This window comes from Sinorhizobium prairiense (assembly GCF_029201645.2).
Classification (GTDB): Bacteria; Pseudomonadota; Alphaproteobacteria; order Rhizobiales; family Rhizobiaceae; genus Sinorhizobium; species Sinorhizobium meliloti_A.
The window spans coordinates 420001-437448 of sequence record NZ_CP104131.1; the positions used below are offsets into that span (position 1 = coordinate 420001).

At 59.6% G+C, this 17448-nt stretch carries 13 protein-coding genes, 1 tRNA gene, 2 rRNA genes and 1 pseudogene (1 of these 17 only partly in view); 7 read left to right on the plus strand and 10 right to left on the minus strand.

What is annotated here, in order from left to right; translation table 11 throughout:
* The 3 genes from N0Q91_RS04655 to N0Q91_RS04665 form a co-directional block, all read left to right on the plus strand.
* Positions 1-2733, plus strand: a 23S ribosomal RNA gene (locus N0Q91_RS04655); it begins 130 nt to the left of the window's first position.
* 246 nt (positions 2734-2979) lie between these two features.
* Positions 2980-3094 (plus strand): 5S ribosomal RNA (rrf, locus tag N0Q91_RS04660).
* 130 nt (positions 3095-3224) lie between these two features.
* Positions 3225-3301 (plus strand) — tRNA-Met (locus tag N0Q91_RS04665).
* Between the two features lie 92 nt (positions 3302-3393).
* Here the strand turns inward: N0Q91_RS04665 and N0Q91_RS04670 are convergent.
* A pseudogene (locus N0Q91_RS04670) lies at positions 3394-4358 on the minus strand (MBL fold metallo-hydrolase).
* 105 nt (positions 4359-4463) lie between these two features.
* On the opposite strand from N0Q91_RS04670, the gene N0Q91_RS04675 reads away from it, so the two are divergent.
* From N0Q91_RS04675 to N0Q91_RS04685, 3 genes are all read left to right on the plus strand, one after another.
* Positions 4464-5444: a LysR family transcriptional regulator gene (locus N0Q91_RS04675; RefSeq protein ID WP_275597440.1), complete on the plus strand. Its 981-nt coding sequence runs from the start codon at positions 4464-4466 to the stop codon at positions 5442-5444.
* A 244-nt stretch (positions 5445-5688) separates the two neighbouring features.
* On the plus strand, positions 5689-5985 hold the full coding sequence (locus N0Q91_RS04680) for a type II toxin-antitoxin system RelE/ParE family toxin (RefSeq protein ID WP_275597441.1): 297 nt from the start codon (positions 5689-5691) through the stop codon (positions 5983-5985).
* A gap of 13 nt (positions 5986-5998) precedes the next feature.
* Positions 5999-6307: a HigA family addiction module antitoxin gene (locus N0Q91_RS04685; protein ID WP_100671964.1), complete on the plus strand. Its 309-nt coding sequence runs from the start codon at positions 5999-6001 to the stop codon at positions 6305-6307.
* 425 nt (positions 6308-6732) lie between these two features.
* Here the strand turns inward: N0Q91_RS04685 and N0Q91_RS04690 are convergent, their stop codons facing one another.
* Together N0Q91_RS04690 and N0Q91_RS04695 are read right to left on the minus strand one after the other, a co-directional pair.
* Positions 6733-7458, minus strand: coding sequence for an aspartate/glutamate racemase family protein (locus N0Q91_RS04690; protein WP_275597442.1), 726 nt, complete (start codon positions 7456-7458; stop codon positions 6733-6735).
* 31 nt (positions 7459-7489) lie between these two features.
* Positions 7490-8113 (minus strand): flavin reductase family protein, encoded by a 624-nt coding sequence (locus tag N0Q91_RS04695; RefSeq protein WP_018095871.1) that lies wholly within the window; start codon positions 8111-8113, stop codon positions 7490-7492.
* Positions 8114-8247: 134 nt separating this feature from the next.
* Here N0Q91_RS04695 and N0Q91_RS04700 point away from each other — a divergent pair, with 134 nt between their 5' ends.
* Positions 8248-8925 (plus strand): GntR family transcriptional regulator, encoded by a 678-nt coding sequence (locus N0Q91_RS04700; protein ID WP_018095870.1) that lies wholly within the window; start codon positions 8248-8250, stop codon positions 8923-8925.
* Between the two features lie 80 nt (positions 8926-9005).
* Here N0Q91_RS04700 and N0Q91_RS04705 read toward each other — a convergent pair whose 3' ends face one another.
* The 7 genes from N0Q91_RS04705 to N0Q91_RS04735 are packed head-to-tail and all read right to left on the minus strand — an operon-like array spanning position 9006 to position 17248.
* Complete coding sequence (locus tag N0Q91_RS04705; RefSeq protein ID WP_275597443.1) at positions 9006-10010, minus strand: ABC transporter ATP-binding protein; 1005 nt, start codon at positions 10008-10010, stop codon at positions 9006-9008.
* Positions 10007-10990 (minus strand): ABC transporter ATP-binding protein, encoded by a 984-nt coding sequence (locus tag N0Q91_RS04710; RefSeq protein WP_018095868.1) that lies wholly within the window; start codon positions 10988-10990, stop codon positions 10007-10009. Before N0Q91_RS04710 ends, N0Q91_RS04705 begins: the two co-directional genes overlap by 4 nt.
* Positions 10983-12476, minus strand: coding sequence for an amidohydrolase family protein (locus tag N0Q91_RS04715; RefSeq protein ID WP_275597444.1), 1494 nt, complete (start codon positions 12474-12476; stop codon positions 10983-10985). Before N0Q91_RS04715 ends, N0Q91_RS04710 begins: the two co-directional genes overlap by 8 nt.
* On the minus strand, positions 12476-13669 hold the full coding sequence (locus N0Q91_RS04720; RefSeq protein WP_100671960.1) for an amidohydrolase family protein: 1194 nt from the start codon (positions 13667-13669) through the stop codon (positions 12476-12478). Before N0Q91_RS04720 ends, N0Q91_RS04715 begins: the two co-directional genes overlap by 1 nt.
* Before the next feature lie 5 nt (positions 13670-13674).
* Positions 13675-14625, minus strand: a complete 951-nt coding sequence (locus N0Q91_RS04725; RefSeq protein WP_275597445.1) for an ABC transporter permease — start codon at positions 14623-14625, stop codon at positions 13675-13677.
* A 34-nt stretch (positions 14626-14659) separates the two neighbouring features.
* Positions 14660-15628, minus strand: a complete 969-nt coding sequence (locus N0Q91_RS04730) for an ABC transporter permease (RefSeq protein WP_018095864.1) — start codon at positions 15626-15628, stop codon at positions 14660-14662.
* A 57-nt stretch (positions 15629-15685) separates the two neighbouring features.
* On the minus strand, positions 15686-17248 hold the full coding sequence (locus tag N0Q91_RS04735) for an ABC transporter substrate-binding protein (protein WP_275597446.1): 1563 nt from the start codon (positions 17246-17248) through the stop codon (positions 15686-15688).
* Positions 17249-17448 lie beyond the last annotated feature (200 nt).

Below are 17448 nucleotides of genomic sequence, written 5' to 3' on the forward strand. Positions count from 1 at the left end.
ACCTTAGATGCTTGGAAAATCATTTTGGTTGGCCGCTGGTATCGAAGCCTTGAGGCTTCGCAAGGCCAGAGGCCGTCGCCGGTTATCCGGCGTCAAGAAACCAAAGTGGTTTCCAAGCATTGTTGAAAGGTATCTTATCCTGAATTCAATAGGGATAAGAAGCGAACGCAGGGAACTGAAACATCTAAGTACCTGCAGGAAAGGACATCAACCGAGACTCCGCAAGTAGTGGCGAGCGAACGCGGACCAGGCCAGTGGCAATGAGGAATGAAGTGGAAGGATCTGGAAAGGTCTGCCGCAGTGGGTGACAGCCCCGTACACGTATAACACTCATTGTCCTTGAGTAAGGCGGGACACGTGAAATCCTGTCTGAACATGGGGAGACCACTCTCCAAGCCTAAGTACTCGTGCATGACCGATAGCGAACAAGTACCGTGAGGGAAAGGTGAAAAGCACCCCGACAAGGGGAGTGAAATAGAACCTGAAACCGGATGCCTACAAACAGTCGGAGCCCGCAAGGGTGACGGCGTACCTTTTGTATAATGGGTCAACGACTTAGTGTGACATGCAAGCTTAAGCCGGTAGGTGTAGGCGTAGCGAAAGCGAGTCTGAATAGGGCGTTTAGTATGTCGCATTAGACCCGAAACCGAGTGATCTAGCCATGAGCAGGTTGAAGGTTGGGTAACACCAACTGGAGGACCGAACCCGCATCTGTTGCAATAGATTGGGATGACTTGTGGCTAGGGGTGAAAGGCCAATCAAACTCGGAAATAGCTGGTTCTCCGCGAAAACTATTTAGGTAGTGCGTCGACCGAATACCCTCGGGGGTAGAGCACTGGATGGGCTATGGGGACTCACCGTCTTACTGATCCTAACCAAACTCCGAATACCGAGGAGTACTAGTCGGCAGACACACGGCGGGTGCTAACGTCCGTCGTGAAAAGGGCAACAACCCTGACCTCCAGCTAAGGTCCCCAAGTCATGGCTAAGTGGGAAAGGATGTGAGGATCCCAAAACAACCAGGATGTTGGCTTAGAAGCAGCCATCATTTAAAGAAAGCGTAACAGCTCACTGGTCTAAATAAGGGTCTTTGCGCCGAAAATGTAACGGGGCTGAAGCCATGCACCGAAGCTGAGGCTTATACACTTAGGTGTATAGGGGTAGCGGAGCGTTCCGTAAGCCAGTGAAGGGATACCCGTGAGGGGTCCTGGAGGTATCGGAAGTGCGAATGTTGACATGAGTAACGATAAAGAGGGTGAGAGACCCTCTCGCCGAAAGACCAAGGGTTCCTGCTTAAAGTTAATCTGAGCAGGGTTAGCCGGCCCCTAAGACGAGGCGGACACGCGTAGTCGATGGGAACCACGTTAATATTCGTGGGCCTGGTGGTAGTGACGGATTGCTCAACTTGTCCGGACTTATTGGATTGTCCGGGCGGGGACGCGGTTCCAGGAAATAGCTCCACCGTATAGACCGTACCCGAAACCGACACAGGTGGTCAGGTAGAGTATACCAAGGCGCTTGAGAGAACTATGTTGAAGGAACTCGGCAAATTGCACGCGTAACTTCGGAAGAAGCGTGACCCTTTTCTACGCAAGTAGGATGGGGTGGCACAGACCAGGGGGTAGCGACTGTTTATCAAAAACACAGGGCTCTGCGAAGTCGCAAGACGACGTATAGGGTCTGACGCCTGCCCGGTGCTGGAAGGTTAAGAGGAGGGGTGCAAGCTCTGAATCGAAGCCCCAGTAAACGGCGGCCGTAACTATAACGGTCCTAAGGTAGCGAAATTCCTTGTCGGGTAAGTTCCGACCTGCACGAATGGCGTAACGACTTCCCCGCTGTCTCCAACATAGACTCAGTGAAATTGAATTCCCCGTGAAGATGCGGGGTTCCTGCGGTCAGACGGAAAGACCCCGTGCACCTTTACTATAGCTTTACACTGGCATTCGTGTCGGCATGTGTAGGATAGGTGGTAGGCTTTGAAGCGGGGACGCCAGTTCTCGTGGAGCCATCCTTGAAATACCACCCTTATCGTCATGGATGTCTAACCGCGGTCCGTCATCCGGATCCGGGACAGTGTATGGTGGGTAGTTTGACTGGGGCGGTCGCCTCCGAAAGAGTAACGGAGGCGCGCGATGGTGGGCTCAGAGCGGTCGGAAATCGCTCGTCGAGTGCAATGGCATAAGCCCGCCTGACTGCGAGACTGACAAGTCGAGCAGAGACGAAAGTCGGTCATAGTGATCCGGTGGTCCCGCGTGGAAGGGCCATCGCTCAACGGATAAAAGGTACGCCGGGGATAACAGGCTGATGACCCCCAAGAGTCCATATCGACGGGGTTGTTTGGCACCTCGATGTCGGCTCATCGCATCCTGGGGCTGGAGCAGGTCCCAAGGGTTTGGCTGTTCGCCAATTAAAGCGGTACGTGAGCTGGGTTCAGAACGTCGTGAGACAGTTCGGTCCCTATCTGCCGTGGGTGTAGGAATATTGACAGGATCTGTCCCTAGTACGAGAGGACCGGGATGGACATATCTCTGGTGGACCTGTTGTCCTGCCAAGGGCATAGCAGGGTAGCTATATATGGAAGGGATAACCGCTGAAGGCATCTAAGCGGGAAACCCACCTGAAAACGAGTATTCCCTTGAGAACCGTGGAAGACGACCACGTTGATAGGCCGGGTGTGGAAGTGCGGCAACGCATGAAGCTTACCGGTACTAATCGTTCGATCGGCTTGATCGTTCCCATTGCTTATGCTCATCAAAGATGAGCATCATTCTTCTGTCCTCAAGCTGCCGCGATCGCAAGATCGCTGCGCTGCGGACGGCGCGCCGGACAACCGGCGGCTCGGCTCTGCCGGCTGCTGGAATGATCCGGACAAGACATCAAAAAAGACGTGTTCAAAAGAAGTCGAGCGTTAAACCGCCCGCTTCACCAGCTTCTCAATTCGGTTTGCGCCCATAAGGCGCAAATCTTGCGCTTTGCCGACCTGGTGGTTCTGGCGGGGTGGCTGCACCCGTTCCCATTCCGAACACGGCCGTGAAACGCCCCAGCGCCGATGGTACTTCGTCTTAAGACGCGGGAGAGTAGGTCGCTGCCAGGTCTGCAAATCGCAAGAGAAACAAACCGATCATCTTCTCTCACACGGCCGAAACAAAACGGCCAACAAACCGACCTTTGCTACGCAAAACTCGGACGGAATAACGAGATTTTGCTGCGCAAAACTCGGATAACGCGGGGTGGAGCAGCCCGGTAGCTCGTCAGGCTCATAACCTGAAGGCCGCAGGTTCAAATCCTGCCCCCGCAACCAAACACATATACATACGCATACACACGAAAAGGCCCGCATCAGCGGGCCTTTTCGCGTTTGGGGGAGGTCGAGCACGATCTCCTCTCACTGGATTAGAACTGCCAACTGACCGGAACCCAGGCATAGCCGGCGTCCGTCTTGAGCATTCGGCCAAGGCCCGGGAACGGATAGTGGAAGCCGAGGACGAGGAGCCGGTCTGCAGCCGCCATGTCGAAGATGCGGCGGCGGGATGCGAGTGCGGCGTCCTTGTCGCGATCTGGGCCGGGCAACCAGGGCCGGTCGACATTGACGATCGGGTGGTAGGCGAGATCGGCCGTCAGCAGCAGCTGATCGTTCCCGGATTGAACAAGGAAGTTCGCCATGCCTGGCGTGTGGCCGGATGCCGGAAGCGTGGTCAGCCCGGTAACGATCTCCGCGCCGGCTTCGTACAACTCGATTCCCTTGGTGACGGGTTCAACGCTCCGCTTGATAGCCGCTGCGAAATTGCGGCGAAAGTCCTCGGGCACCGGCATGTAGGAAAGATCCGGAACGTTACGGACGAAGAAGTCCCAATCGGCATGAGGCGCAAAGACGGCAGCCCGCGGAAATGCCTTGCCGCCCTCCGCTGTTCGAAGGTTGCCGACATGGTCCGGGTGCGTGTGCGAGACCACCACAACGTCTATGTCCTCCGGCCGTAAACCAACCGCGGCCAGGTTCTCGAAGATGCGACCGCCTTGCGGACCCATGGTTTGCCCGGCTCCGGCTTCGAGAAGGATCCGCTTGCCATTCGTCTCGAGAAGAAGCGTGTTGAGATTCAACGTCAGCCGGTCGGTCGGCAGGAAGGCGCGCCTCAGAACGTCCTGCAGCTCTGCCTCTGGCGCATTGCTGGCGTAGATGCGGGGAGGGCCGCCGATCAGCCCGTCGCTCAGCACGGTCGCCGAGATGTCGCCGACGCGGAAGCGGTAATAGCCGGCATTTCCCCCTGAGGCGGAAGCGACGCGGCGGGGGCTGCCCGCGCAGAGGCCGCCATCCCGGTCGGCAAGATCATTCCCGTGACCGCCGATGCGGCTGTCAGCATGATCTTCCTACGATTCAAAGTAATTTCACTCATGCTTTTGATCCGTTCGAATAGCTGATCTCAGGTGCTGCATCTGGTGCCGCCGTCTGGCGACTTCTTCTAGGGATGACACAGGTTGGACGTGAGGATAAGCTAATCAAAACCGATCAGCTTATTAAGCAGAGCTTTGCAATGCGGCCACTACGCCTCGACAGCTTGGAGATCTTTGAGGACGTCGTGCGCTGTGGTGGCTTTAGAGCCGCCGCGCTTGGCAGGGGTGTTTCGTCGTCCGCCATCAGTCAATCGATCAGCGTGCTCGAAGAAGCGCTGGGGATCCGGCTTCTGAACCGAACGACACGCAGCGTCGCGCCTACTGAAGCGGGCGAGCGGCTTCTCGAGCGGCTAAGGCCCGCTCTTTACGAAATCAGAACAGCGGTCGACGACCTCAATCAGCTTCGCGAGCGCCCATCAGGCACCGTGCGGATCAACGCACCGGGACCGGCCGCCGACCACGTTCTGTGCCCTCTGACCTTTGAGTTCATGAAAATTTATCCCGACGTCAATGTCGAGATCGTCAGCGATGCTGCGATCATCGATATCGTGGAGCAAGGTTTCGACGCCGGGGTGCGCTTCGGGAACCAGCTCGCCCAGGACATGATCGCCATGCCCCTCGGTCCGGCCTTGCGATATGCGATCGTGGCCTCGCCTGACTATCTTCGCAAATGCGGCCGACCCGGCTCACCAGGCGATCTCTTACAGCACGACTGTATTCGCCGCCGCTTCCCCGGCGGGACCATGGTGACGTGGAAATTTGCGCGTGACGGCGACGAAGTGGAAATCACCCCGAAAGGTCGGTTGACATTGAGTTCAGCGCATCAGGAGCTCCAGGCCGCGCTCGCGGGATCGGGAATCGCTCACCTGTTCGAGGATTATGTCCGTGACGATGTCGAACAAGGCAGACTTATTGAGTTGCTCTGCGACTGGAAGCAGAAGCTGCCGAGTTGGTATCTGTATTATCCGAGCCGGCGACATACGAGCGCGGCCGTGCGGGCTTTCCTCGAATTCATCCGCAATCAGAGATGGTATCCCGATCGCAAGGAAAGATGAAAGCAGCCCCGCAACAAGAGACATAAGAGCCGCAAAAGGCCTTTTCGGCGCCGGGTAAGGAGCGGCGAGCTCACCTCGAAAAAATGTCAGCGATGGTCGGTTCTCTAAAGCCTGTTGAGATTCGGGCCGCCCGCCGCCGCTTGTTTGATTTCCTCGTTCCTGTGATGCGCACAAGCATCTGACAGGATTACCTTTGCGCTATGAGTTATAGTGCGGTACATTACCTCCGCGGTGGAGATGAGGAATGATCGTTGGTTTTCGGGATGATTGGTTGCGGGCTTTTTTCGTGGACGATGCCCATTCTCGCAACATCCCGTCGGACCTTGAGGTCCGGTTGTTCCGCAAACTCCAGATGATCGATGATGCCACGACAGATCAGGACTTACGTGTGCCGCCCAGCAACTTCTTCGAGAAACTGCGCGGCAATCTGGCGGGTTTCCATTCGATCCGTGTGAACCAGCAATGGCGGCTGATCTTCCGCTGGGATGGCGAACGCGGCGAGGCGGACGGGATTTACCTGGACGATCACAGCTACCGATGAGAGCGAGGCAGATATGCTGACGACCAAGCGCAAGCCGGCGACTGTCGGCGAGATTTTGACCGAGGAATTCATGGAGCCGATGGGTCTGACGCAGGGCGCATTAGCCGAGGCGATGGGCGTGCAACGCAAGCACGTCAACGAGTTGTGCGGGAACCGCAGGAACGTGACCGCCGCAACCGCACTCATCCTTGCCCGCGTTTTTGGCAACAGCCCGGACTTCTGGCTCAACGTGCAGCGTCGCAACGATCTTTGGGAGGTAATGAACACGCCCAAGGAACGCGAGCGTGTCGAGCGAGCGCGACCGTTGAAGCACGCGGCATGAGCTGCATTATGGGAACCGCACTCGTCACGGGATGAGAGTAGAGAGGGTGCGGTCCCTCGGCGCGCTTCATAAACCGTGAAGATAGCGAGGCGGCGCGGAAGCTCCCGCCCGTATACATCGTCCCGCTTCGCTTCGATGCGAGATGTAGACGTACCTTTCATTGCGTCGCAGGTCGACCGTCCCCTCGCATATTCGCCATCGGAGATTGTAATCGCCACATATCCCCGGTTCCTCATTCCTGTGCATGTCACAGGAATCCAGCCAGACCAAGTCCTTGGGCTGAAAGAACGCGTTCCCGCGCCGCGGACGCGGCGCTGCTGGATCCCTGTGACGGAGCACAGGGATGAGGAAAAGGAGAGGGTGCAGTCCTCCGAAAACTTTCCTACAGCGCCGCGCTTCCTATGATACGCGCACCTGGAAGTGCTTTAAGCGCAAACCTTGTGACTGGCCGCGGTTTTGATTCGGGGATAGGCGTAAGCGTTGAGCTTGGAAGTCGTGTATCCTGCGCCAAGCAGCGCTTCGGCCATCTTTACTGCAGCAGTCACTCCATCGATTACCGGCACTCCCGTCGCTCTCTGGAGGCGGGCACACAAGGATGACATTCCCGCACAGCCAAGGACGATCGCTTCGGCACCATCCTCGGCTTTGGCGATCTCGATTTCCTTGAGCAGCAGCCGCTCGGCTTTTTGCGGATCTTCCTCGAGGGCAAGGACCGGAAGATCGATAGCACGGACTTTCCGGCAATGACGCTCGGCGCCGTAATCGCTGACCAGATCCTCGATGATCGGAACCGAGCGCGGAAGCGTCGTTATGACGGAGAAGCGACGGCTGATCGTCATGGCCACCTGTACCGCAGCCTGGCAAATACCGATCACGGGGCCTTTGGCGACTTCGCGCGCGGCATGCAGTCCGGGGTCGTCGAAACACGCTATGACATAGGCGTCGACGCCCTGCGCTTCGCCCTGGCGGATCTCCGCGAGCATTCCCGGAACCGACATGGCTTCATCTGCACCACCTTCAATACTGGCCGGCGTATCGGTCGGATTGGAGGCGGAGACGTGCGTGTGGGCATGTTTGACCAGCAAGGCGCTTTCGAGCGCTTGCGCGGTCATGGAGGCTGTGGAATTGGGATTGATGAGATGAATATGCATGATGAAATTCTCGGTTGCCTCTCATTGACGCCTATTTCTTTTTGACGAAATCGGCGATCGGCGGGGCCTTCAAAACGAACTGGCGGTCTGACGTGATGTAATTGTCGGCATGAAGCCGGGCGATCGGCTGGTAACGTTCCGGGTCCACATAATGACCGTCGGCGTCGAGGCAGTCGCGGCGCACATGCATGTGCACCACCTCGCCCAGTACGAGGGTGCGGCGGGGATAGTCGATCAGGCGCTCGACGCGGCACTCGAAGATGCACGGCGCCTCCTCGGCATAGGCAACATCGATCTTGCGGCACCGGGCGGCTTTCAATCCGGCCATTTCGAGCTCGTCGACCTCGCTGTCGAAGCCAAGGCCGCAGATCAACATCTGTTGAGACAACGCCATATCGACCATGCTGATGGCAAATTCACCGGAGCGGCGAATATTGACCATCGTGTCCTTCGGCTCACCGGTCAAACGCGGCTGGATGCCCAGGACGACGATGGCCGGATCATGTGAAAACACGTTGAAGAAACTCATCGGCGCAGCGTTGCTATGCCCGCTCTCGGAGCGGGTCGTCACGAGCGCGATCGGGCGCGGGCCGATGAAATTCGTCAGCAGCCGATAGCGGCTTTGCGGCTCAATTTCTTCGAAGTCGAATTCCATCGCGGTCCCAGAATGTCAGTCTTATGATCTACAATAAGCTTTCATATTGTAGACAATATTGCAAGCCATTTGAATCCGCGAGTTGACTTTTTCACGCGCTTGGCGATTGTCTGTTTCAGCAAGGAGAACAGGGTATGCGCGAACAAGCCGCGATGTCGGTCGAGCAGATTGTCGAAAGGGTATGGCTTTCCATCGCTGAACGGCGATTGCGTCCTGGCGTGCAACTCAAAGAAGAACAGCTGGCCTCGATTTTTCACGTCAGTCGCGCACGTGTTCGTCAGGCGTTGACCGTTCTGGCACGCGACGGCCTCGTAACGATCATTCCCAATCGCGGTGCTTTTGTTTGCAAGCCGTCGGTGGAAGAGGCTCGCGACGTGTTTTTCGTTCGCCAGGCGGTGGAGAGATGCGTCGTGGAGCGGCTCTGCAGTTCGATGTCGAAGGATAGCGTGAAGCGGCTCCGCGATCATGTCAAAAATGAGCGGATCGCCAATGCCGAAGACAGCACCACGGATATCATCAAGCTTTCCGGGGGCTTCCATCTTTTGCTGGCCGAACTGACCGGGTCGGATTTCCTGTTTACGACAATGCGCGACCTTATCGCCCGCAGTTCGCTGATTACGGCCGTTTACCGGAACACCACGCGCTTCAATTGCGGCCCCGACGAACATGCCGACATCGTCAAGGCGATTGCGGCGAAAGAAGCCCAGAGAGCCGTCCATCTCATGTCGCATCATCTGGAACATGTGGAATCCGAGCTCGACTTGAGCGAGATACGCGACTTTTCGCACGATCTGCGCGCAGCACTGGCTTGAAACGGCCGACCGCCGGCATTGTGATCTATTCCAAGACGTTGAGAGGCGGGACGCGGGCGGAAAACCGCACAGACTTTTCCTCATCCCGCTTCAGGTAAACGTTCCGCGATCACGTCCTCTGCCAGATGACAGGCTACCCGGGTGCCGTTTTGCAAGACCCGCACCGTAGGCACTTCCTTGGAGCAGCGCGCCGTGGCGATCGGGCAACGCGGGTGGAAGGCGCAGCCGGACGGCGGTTTCAGCGGGCTCGGCACTTCGCCGCTGGCCGGCTCGCGGTTGCGGTTCGGTGCCTCGATGTTCGGAATCGTCTGCAGCAGGAGCCGCGTGTAGGGATGGCGCGGCTGAGCGAACAACTCTTCCGTGTCGCCTTCCTCGACGATACGGCCCAGATACATCACCGCAATGCGGTCCGACATTTGGCGAACGACGCTCAAGTCATGGCTGATGAAGAGATAGGTAAGCCCCAACTCGTCCTGCAAACGGCGCATCAGGTTCAGCACCTGCGCCTGCACGGACACGTCGAGCGCCGAGGTCGGCTCGTCGCAGACCAGAAATTCGGGCTCGCTCGCCAGCGCGCGGGCGATCGAGATACGCTGGCGCTGCCCGCCTGAAAATTCGTGCGGGAACTTCTCGCCATCGGATGGCGAGAGCCCGACAATGCCCAGAAGCTCTTCGACGCGCTCCGTCACCTCGGCCGCGGTCTTGCGAAGCTTCAGTTCGCGCAGCGGTTCGGCAATGATGTTCTTCACCCGCCAGCGCGGATTGAGCGAGGCGTAAGGGTCCTGAAAGATCATCTGCGCCGAAAGCGGCGCGCCGCTCCGGCCGGGCGCAAAGCGCATTTCGCCGCTCGTCGGACGATGCAGGCCGGTGACGAGGCGCGCAACGGTGGATTTTCCGCAACCGCTCTCGCCGACAATGCTGAGACAACCGCCGGCGGGAACGGTAAAGCTGATATCGTTCACGGCCTGCAGATACTGTCGGGGCTTGCGCTCCACTACCCTGTTGAGCCAGGGAGCGGACACGTCGAATGTCTTGACCAGCCGGTCGACTGTCAGAGCCGGGATCTTTTGCAAAGGTTTGGTCATGCGGTGCCTCCTGCGCTCAGCCAGCAGGCGCTTGCACTCTGGCCGGCAAAAACGAGTTCCGGGCGTTCGCGCCGGCAGCGCGGCCCCGCCATCTTGCAGCGCGGATTGAAGGCGCAGCCCTCTGGTATCGCGTCCAGCCGCGGCATGGAGCCGTCGATCTGGTTGAGCCTCTCGACACGCGCGCCGAGCGACGGAATCGAAGCCATCAGGCCCTGCGTATAGGGATGGCGCGGCTGGTGCAGCACCTGTTCGACAGCTCCGATCTCGATCAGCCTTCCGGCATACATGACCGCGATGCGGTCGGCAGCTTCCGCGATCACGCCCATGTCGTGCGTGACGAGCATGACGGCGGCCTGCTTCTCCTTGCACAATTTGCGCAGGAGCGAGATGATCTGCGCCTGGATCGACACGTCGAGCGCCGTCGTCGGTTCGTCGGCGATGACGAGTTTCGGCGAGGCTGCAAGCGCCAGCGCAATCACGACACGCTGGCGCATGCCGCCCGAGAACTGATGCGGATACTGATTGACCCGCTCCTCCGGCGAGGGAATGCCGACATCGCGCAGCAATTGCACGGCGCGGGCGCGGGCTTCGGCCTTGCCGAGACCGAGGTGCCGGCGAATGGTTTCGACGAGCTGTGCGCCAACCGAAAACAGCGGATTGAGAGAGGTAAGCGGATCCTGGAAAATCGCACCGATCTCTCGGCCGCGGATTTTTTCCATGGCGCGATCATCGAGCGTATCGATGCGACGCTTGCCGAGCCAGACCTCGCCGCCGGCGATATGGCCCGGCGCTTCGAGCAGGCCTTGAATGGCGAGCCCGGTCATGGACTTGCCTGCGCCGGACTCGCCGACGACGCCGAGAATCTCACCCGGCCGGATCGACAGGCTGACGTCCGACAGCGCGGTCACCGTGCCGCGACGGCCCGGAAAATCCACACGCAGATTGCGAACTTCAATGACTGGTTCCTGGATGTCACCCATTTGCGTCCCCCTCTATCGGATAGCTGGGCGGGAAGATTGCGGCGACCGGAGGATTGTTCCAGCTCCGCTCGGGATATTTGGCGATCAGCCCGTCATATTGAGCCTGCGCCTGAATGCGCGCCTCTTGCATGTCGAAGCCGGCGAGCTGGCGATCCAGCATGGAGACGCGGCCATCGACGAAGACCGCATGCGTGATCTTGCCAGACCCCCCGGTGACGATCGTGGTGATCGGATCGATGGACGGAGCCATGACGGTGTCGTCGAGGCGGAAGACCGCGATATCTGCACGGGCCCCCGGTGACAGATGGCCGAGATCGGAACGGCCCAGTGCCTTTGCGCCGCCAATCGTCGCCGCATCGAACAGGTCGGCAGAACGCAGGCGGTCGGGTGCGCCGTCGGCGATGCGGCCCGTGATAAGGCCCGTAAGCAGGTTCATCAGCATGTCCGGCGGTGTCGTATCCGTCCCCATGGCAATATTGATCCCGCGCCTGACGCAGGCGGAGAAGGAGTTGAGGATGGAGCCGCCACGGCCCGAAACCAGCGGACAATGGACGATGGAAACGCCATTCGCCGCGTAAAGACCGAGATCCTCGTCCGTGGCGTTGGTGGCATGCGGCGCGATGAGGCGGTCGCTCAACAGACCGTGCTTTGCAAGCCAGCTCGGTGCGGTCGAGCCGTGCAGCATCCGCACCGTCTCCACTTCCATCGCGCCCTGTGCCATGTGCAGCCGGAATTTGCAGCCGAGATCGCGGGCGGCGGCATCGGTGCGCTGCAAAAGCTTGATCGTCGAGGTCTCGACACGGTCCGGCGCCAGCATGCCGCGCACCAGATCGCCATGGCTGCCATTCTGGCGTTCAATATAGGAAATGGCGTCGTTCAGACCCTGAAAGCCGCGCTCCTCATCGAAGACCGGCACCATCTTGCCCGGTGCTTCCAGCACCATGCCGCCCGAACGGTAGGCGGGGCTGAGATAGACACGCAGACCCAGTTCGCCGGCGGCTTGCGCAGCCGCATCGAACTCGGCGACCGTTTCACCCCATTCACGGTAAAACAGCGACGCAATGGGAGCGGCAGTGGTGATGCCGTTCAACAGCAGCTGGCCGAAAGCGAACCGCTTCTGAAAGGCCAGCGCCTCCTGCGTGTACATTTCATAAGGACCAGCTTCGACATAGGAACGCGGCCAGACGCGGCCCTTTGCCCAACCGGGATGATTGTCGATGCCGAGGATCGTCGTATCGAGATCCGACAGTGCGTCGAGATCGATCAGTCCAGGGCTGATCAAGGCATCGCCGAAGTCGATTCGGCGGGCCACTTCGCCGGGGAAACGGTGCCCGACGAATAGGATCTCGCCGTTCTCGAAAACGACCTCGCCATTGCGCAGAAGCCGGTGGCTGCCGTCTTTATGTCCGACCACCCAGCCGGCGGTGATCAGTGTGCGCCCATCCGGACGACGGCCGAGCGGAAGAGTATCGAATGTCTCGCTCATTACGGCATCTCCACCACAGCGACGCCCTGACGGGCCGTGACGCGACCGCCCTTGACGACCAGCGGACGCGGAGCGACGTCCACCACCGCATGCGCCAGCGTTTCACCGGTCAGCAGGGTGAAATCGGCATTGCAACCGACCTCGAGGCCGTAATTTTCCAGGCGCATGACATCCGCACCGCCCTGCGAGACGATGTGCAGCACATGTTCCAGATCGTGATCCGAGCGCACGCCGTTCTTCATCCCGATGACCTTGGCGCGATCGAGCATGTCCGGCTGACCCCACGGACCCCAGGTGTCACGGATGCCGTCACAGCCGCCGCCGATGCGCACGCCCGCTTCCTTCAGGCGCTTGATCGACGGCACTGTGGCCGAAGGCGCACCTGTCGTGAGGATGGCGACATCCAGAATGGCGAGCTGTTCGATCAGCTGGCCGACGCGCAGATAATCGTTCATGCCGAGCGCAAAGGCGTGGCTGATCGCCACCTTGCCTTCCATGCCGTTGGCGCGGATGCGCTCGAAGATGAGTTCCATGGTGAAGGCGCCGAGATCGCCCGTCTCGTGCAGGTGAATGTCGATCGGCACGCCATGCTTTGTGGCGAGCGCGAACAGAATGTCGAGCTGTCCCTTCGGATCGCGGTCGATGCCGCACGGATCGATGCCGCCCAGCACTTCGCAGCCCTGACGCAGCGCCTCGTCGAGCAGCTCCTTCGTGCCGGGCATGACCATCAGGCCCGACTGCGGGAACGCGACGATTTCGATGTCGATGACGCCCTTGAGTTTTTCGCGCGTTTGCCAGACGCCCTCCACCAGCGACAGGCCGTGGACCGGATCTATGTCGACATGGCTGCGGATATGGGTTGCGCCATGAGCCGCCAGACCGATCGCATGGCGCATCGACTGACGATGCGGATCTATGCCGATGTCCAGACGGTGCTCGCGCTCGAAATCGATGCGCTCGCGCAGGATCGCGGCGCGGTTGTTGACATGCCACGGCATGCCCCAGGTGGTCTTGTCGAGATGGGTATGCGCATCGATCAGGCCGGGCGCGACGATGGCGTTGCCGCCGTCTTCCACGGCCATTCCCGGTTCAGCCTCAAAACGCCCGAAACCGGCAATCTTTCCGTCCCTGATCAGGACATCGCAGGATTCTCCTGCCATCGGCCGGACATTGCGGAGCAAAAGGTCGTTCATAAGGCTTACCTCAGTTTCGGATTGAGAGCATCACGCAGCCAGTCGCCGAGCATGTTGACGGCCACGACCAGCAGGCAGAGCTGAATGACTGGGAAGAGCACGATCCACCAGGATCCGGAAAACAGGAACTGATTGCCGATGCGGATCAGCGTTCCCAGAGACGGCTGGCTCGGCGGCATGCCGATGCCGAGGAACGAAAGCGTGGCTTCGGTGAGGATCGCCATGCCGAAGTTGAGCGTGGCCGCCACCATGATCGGCGTCAGCGTGTTGGGCAGGATATGATTGGCCATGATGCGCCGGGCAGGGACGCCGATCAGCCGCGCCGCCGACACGTAGTCCTTTCCGGCTTCGACGATGGCCTGCGCGCGAACCGTGCGGGCATATTGCACCCAGGCGGATAGGGCGATGGCGAGGATGAGCACCGCAGACGCCCCGACCTCTCGCAGGCTGACGGGCAGCATCTGACGCACGACCGTCGAGACGAGAATGGCGACGAGGATGGTCGGAATGGACAGCGTGATGTCGCCGAAGCGCATCAGCAGATTGTCGATGAACCCGCCGAAGTAGCCGGCGATCAGCCCCGCGCTCATGCCGATCAGCAGGGAGAGCGCCACCGAGGCGATGCCGATGACGATGGAAATGCGCGTCCCGTAGAGAATGGCCGACAGCATGTCGCGGCCCTGCGTGTCGGTGCCGAGAAGATAGGGCCATTCTCCGCCTTCCTCCCATACCGGCGGCAGTTCGGCCTTCCACATGTCGAGCGCTGCGCCGTCATAGGGGTTCTGCGGTGCGATCAGCGGTGCGAACAGTGCCGTCAGGATCAGGATCGCCAGCAACGCGGCGCTGAACATCGCCGTCTTGCTATGGGTGAACGACCACCACAAATCGCTTTGGCGGATACGCTGGAAAAGCGATGGACGGGTGACGGGCGGAGTTTGAGAAGTCTGGATACTCATCGGTCTTGGCCCCACAGTCGGTTCAACGGGCGTTTCAGCGGGCTGTACGCAAGCGGGGATCGATTACCGCATAGGCAATGTCCACCAGCGTGTTGAGCACGACGAAGATGAAGGAAATGATGCAGAGATAGGCCGCCATCACCGGAATATCGAGGAAGGTCACGGCCTGGATGAAGAGCATGCCCATGCCTGGCCACTGGAACACGGTTTCGGTGATGAGCGCGAAGGCAATCAGCGAACCGACATTCATCGCGGTCATGGTCACGACCGGCATCAGGCAGTTGCGCAGCGCATGGCGGAAATAGATGCGCCAGCGCGGAATGCCTCGGGCGCGGGCAAATTTCACGTAATCAGATCGCAGCACTTCCAGCATTTCAGCGCGGACAAGACGCATGACCAGCGTGACCTGATAAAGCGACAGAGCGACGGACGGCAGCAGGATCGCCGCGCGGCCCGAAGGCGTCAGGAGCCCCGTCGACCAGAAGCCAAGCTGCACGACATCGCCGCGACCGAAAGCCGGGAGCCAGCCGAACGTAACCGAGAAGACGAGGATCAGCAGGATGCCGACGACGAAGCTCGGCAGCGAGACCCCGACAATGGAGATAAACTGCAGGCCCTCCGTATACCATTTGCCGCGCTTGATCGCGGTCAGCACGCCGAGGGGCAGGCCGAGCAGCAGGGAGATCAGCGTGGCAACCAGCACCAGCTCCAGGGTCGCCGGAAAGCGTTCGGCGATCAGGCTCAGCACGTCCTGGCCGTTGCGGTAGGAGATGCCGAAATTACCCTGCGCGGCGTTGACCACGAACCGGGTATATTGTGTCATCAGGCCATCGTTGAGGCCCAGCCGTTCGCGCAGATTATCGCGGTCGGTCTGCGTCATCTGCTCGTTGGCCATCATCTCGACGGGATCGCCCGCCAGCCGGAAAATCAGAAAGGCCAGCAAAGCGACGGCCAACATCACCATGACGGCGTTTGCCAGGCGCTTTATGATAAAAACCAGCATAGGAATTCCTCGGTCACAGGACGCTCCGGGAGTCCGTCCCGGAGCGTCGTGGATGAATTATTCGGCAAACTGCGTCAGCCAGTGGCGCGGCTTGTTGTCCGGCAGCTGCACGATCTTTTCGATCTTGTTCGACATGACCCAGGCCATCGGCTGCTGGTGCAAGGGCAGCATCACGATCTCGTCCTTCACCATTTGCAGCGCCTTGCTTTGCAGCGTCAGGCGCTTGGTGCGGTCCATTTCGGTCGACGCCTGCACGATCAGCTTATCGATCTCCGGATAGCTCCAGCCGCCCCAGTTGAAGACGCCGGCATTGGCCGTCTTCGTCTGAATCATCTGGAGAAGGATCGAATAGCTGTCGAGCATCGGTTCCGTGGCCCAGCCGATCAGATAGACGTCGGCCTTGCCGCTCGTACGCTTCGGCGCCTGTGCGGCGGTGGGGGCAATGTCGAGCTGCGGTTTGAAGCCTGCGCGGCTCAGCAGGTTCACCAGCCCCTGGCAAAGCTCTTCCTCGTTCACATAGGCGTCGGTCGTGCAAACCAGCGTGAACGGATAGTCCGAAGCGCCAGCCTCGGCCAGAAGCTTCTTCGAGAGGGCAGGATCGAATGCCAGCGTCGTGTCCAGCTCGGGAGCGTAACCCGGAATTTCCGGCGCGACCACCGCGCCTGCCGTGCGCGACTTTCCGCGCATGACGCGCTGCTGGATCAGATCCCGGTCGAGCGCATGGGCAAAAGCCTGACGCACGCGCAGGTCGTTGAACTTGTTCTCCGAACCGTTCGCGAGTTCCGGCTTGCGGTTGAAGCCGACCATGACGGTACGCAGATCGGTGCGCTCCATGACCTTCAGGTCGGGCTGCGCCTGCAGCCGCGGCAGATCCTGCGACGGTGCGTTTTCCGTGAAGTTGACTTCGCCGGAAAGGAGCGCGGCGACGCGCGTCGCCGCCGAGGTGATCGGCGTGAACTCGATGCGGTCGATGTTGGACTTGGAGGTCTTGTCCCACCAGTCCGGGTTCTTCACCAGGACCGTCTTGGAATCCGGGACCCGGCTTTCCAGCTTGAACGGACCGGTGCCGTTGGTGTGATAGGTGGCGTAGCCTTCGATCTTCGCGCCGACATCGGTCGGCTTTTCCGAATTGTTGGTCTTCAGCCAGCCGGCGTCGAAGACGTGGATGTTGGTGAGGTCGTTGAGAAGCAGCGGATAGGGCCCGCTTAGCTCGATATCGATCGTATGGTCGTCCACCTTCTTGGAGGACTTGTAGGCCGGCAGATTGCCGCGAAGCGGCGAAACCGGATCGCTGACGCGCTTCAGGGATGCGAGCACGTCGTCGGCAGTGAAATCCGCGCCATCGTGGAATTTCACGCCTTTGCGCAAGTGAAAGCGCCAGACCGTCTCGGAGACGGTTTCCCAGGATTCGGCTAGGGCCGGTTCGATCTTCAGATCGGCGTCGTAACGCACCAATCCTTCATAGACGTGATTGAGGAAGGACAGCGTATAGCTGTCGCCATAGGAATAGGGATCAAGCGAGTAGATATCGCGCGCCGCTCCCCATTTCAGCGTTTCGGCATGGCCGGACAAGGTCAGGCCCATCAGCATCGTGGCCGCGAGGCCAAGTTTCTTCATCATATGTTTGCTCCGCTTCTGGAAATTTGCGCCTCCTTTTCGGAGGTCTGTTGTCATGCACCGCCGCATCCGTCGCCGGTTGCGGTATTCTCAAATGCTTGCGCCGGATGGGCGCACACCGGGGTTGGGTGTGATTTTCCTCCATACGATATGACCTGCCTCCCAGGTCATATGAGGACAGTATGGCGATCGGCAAAAAGTTG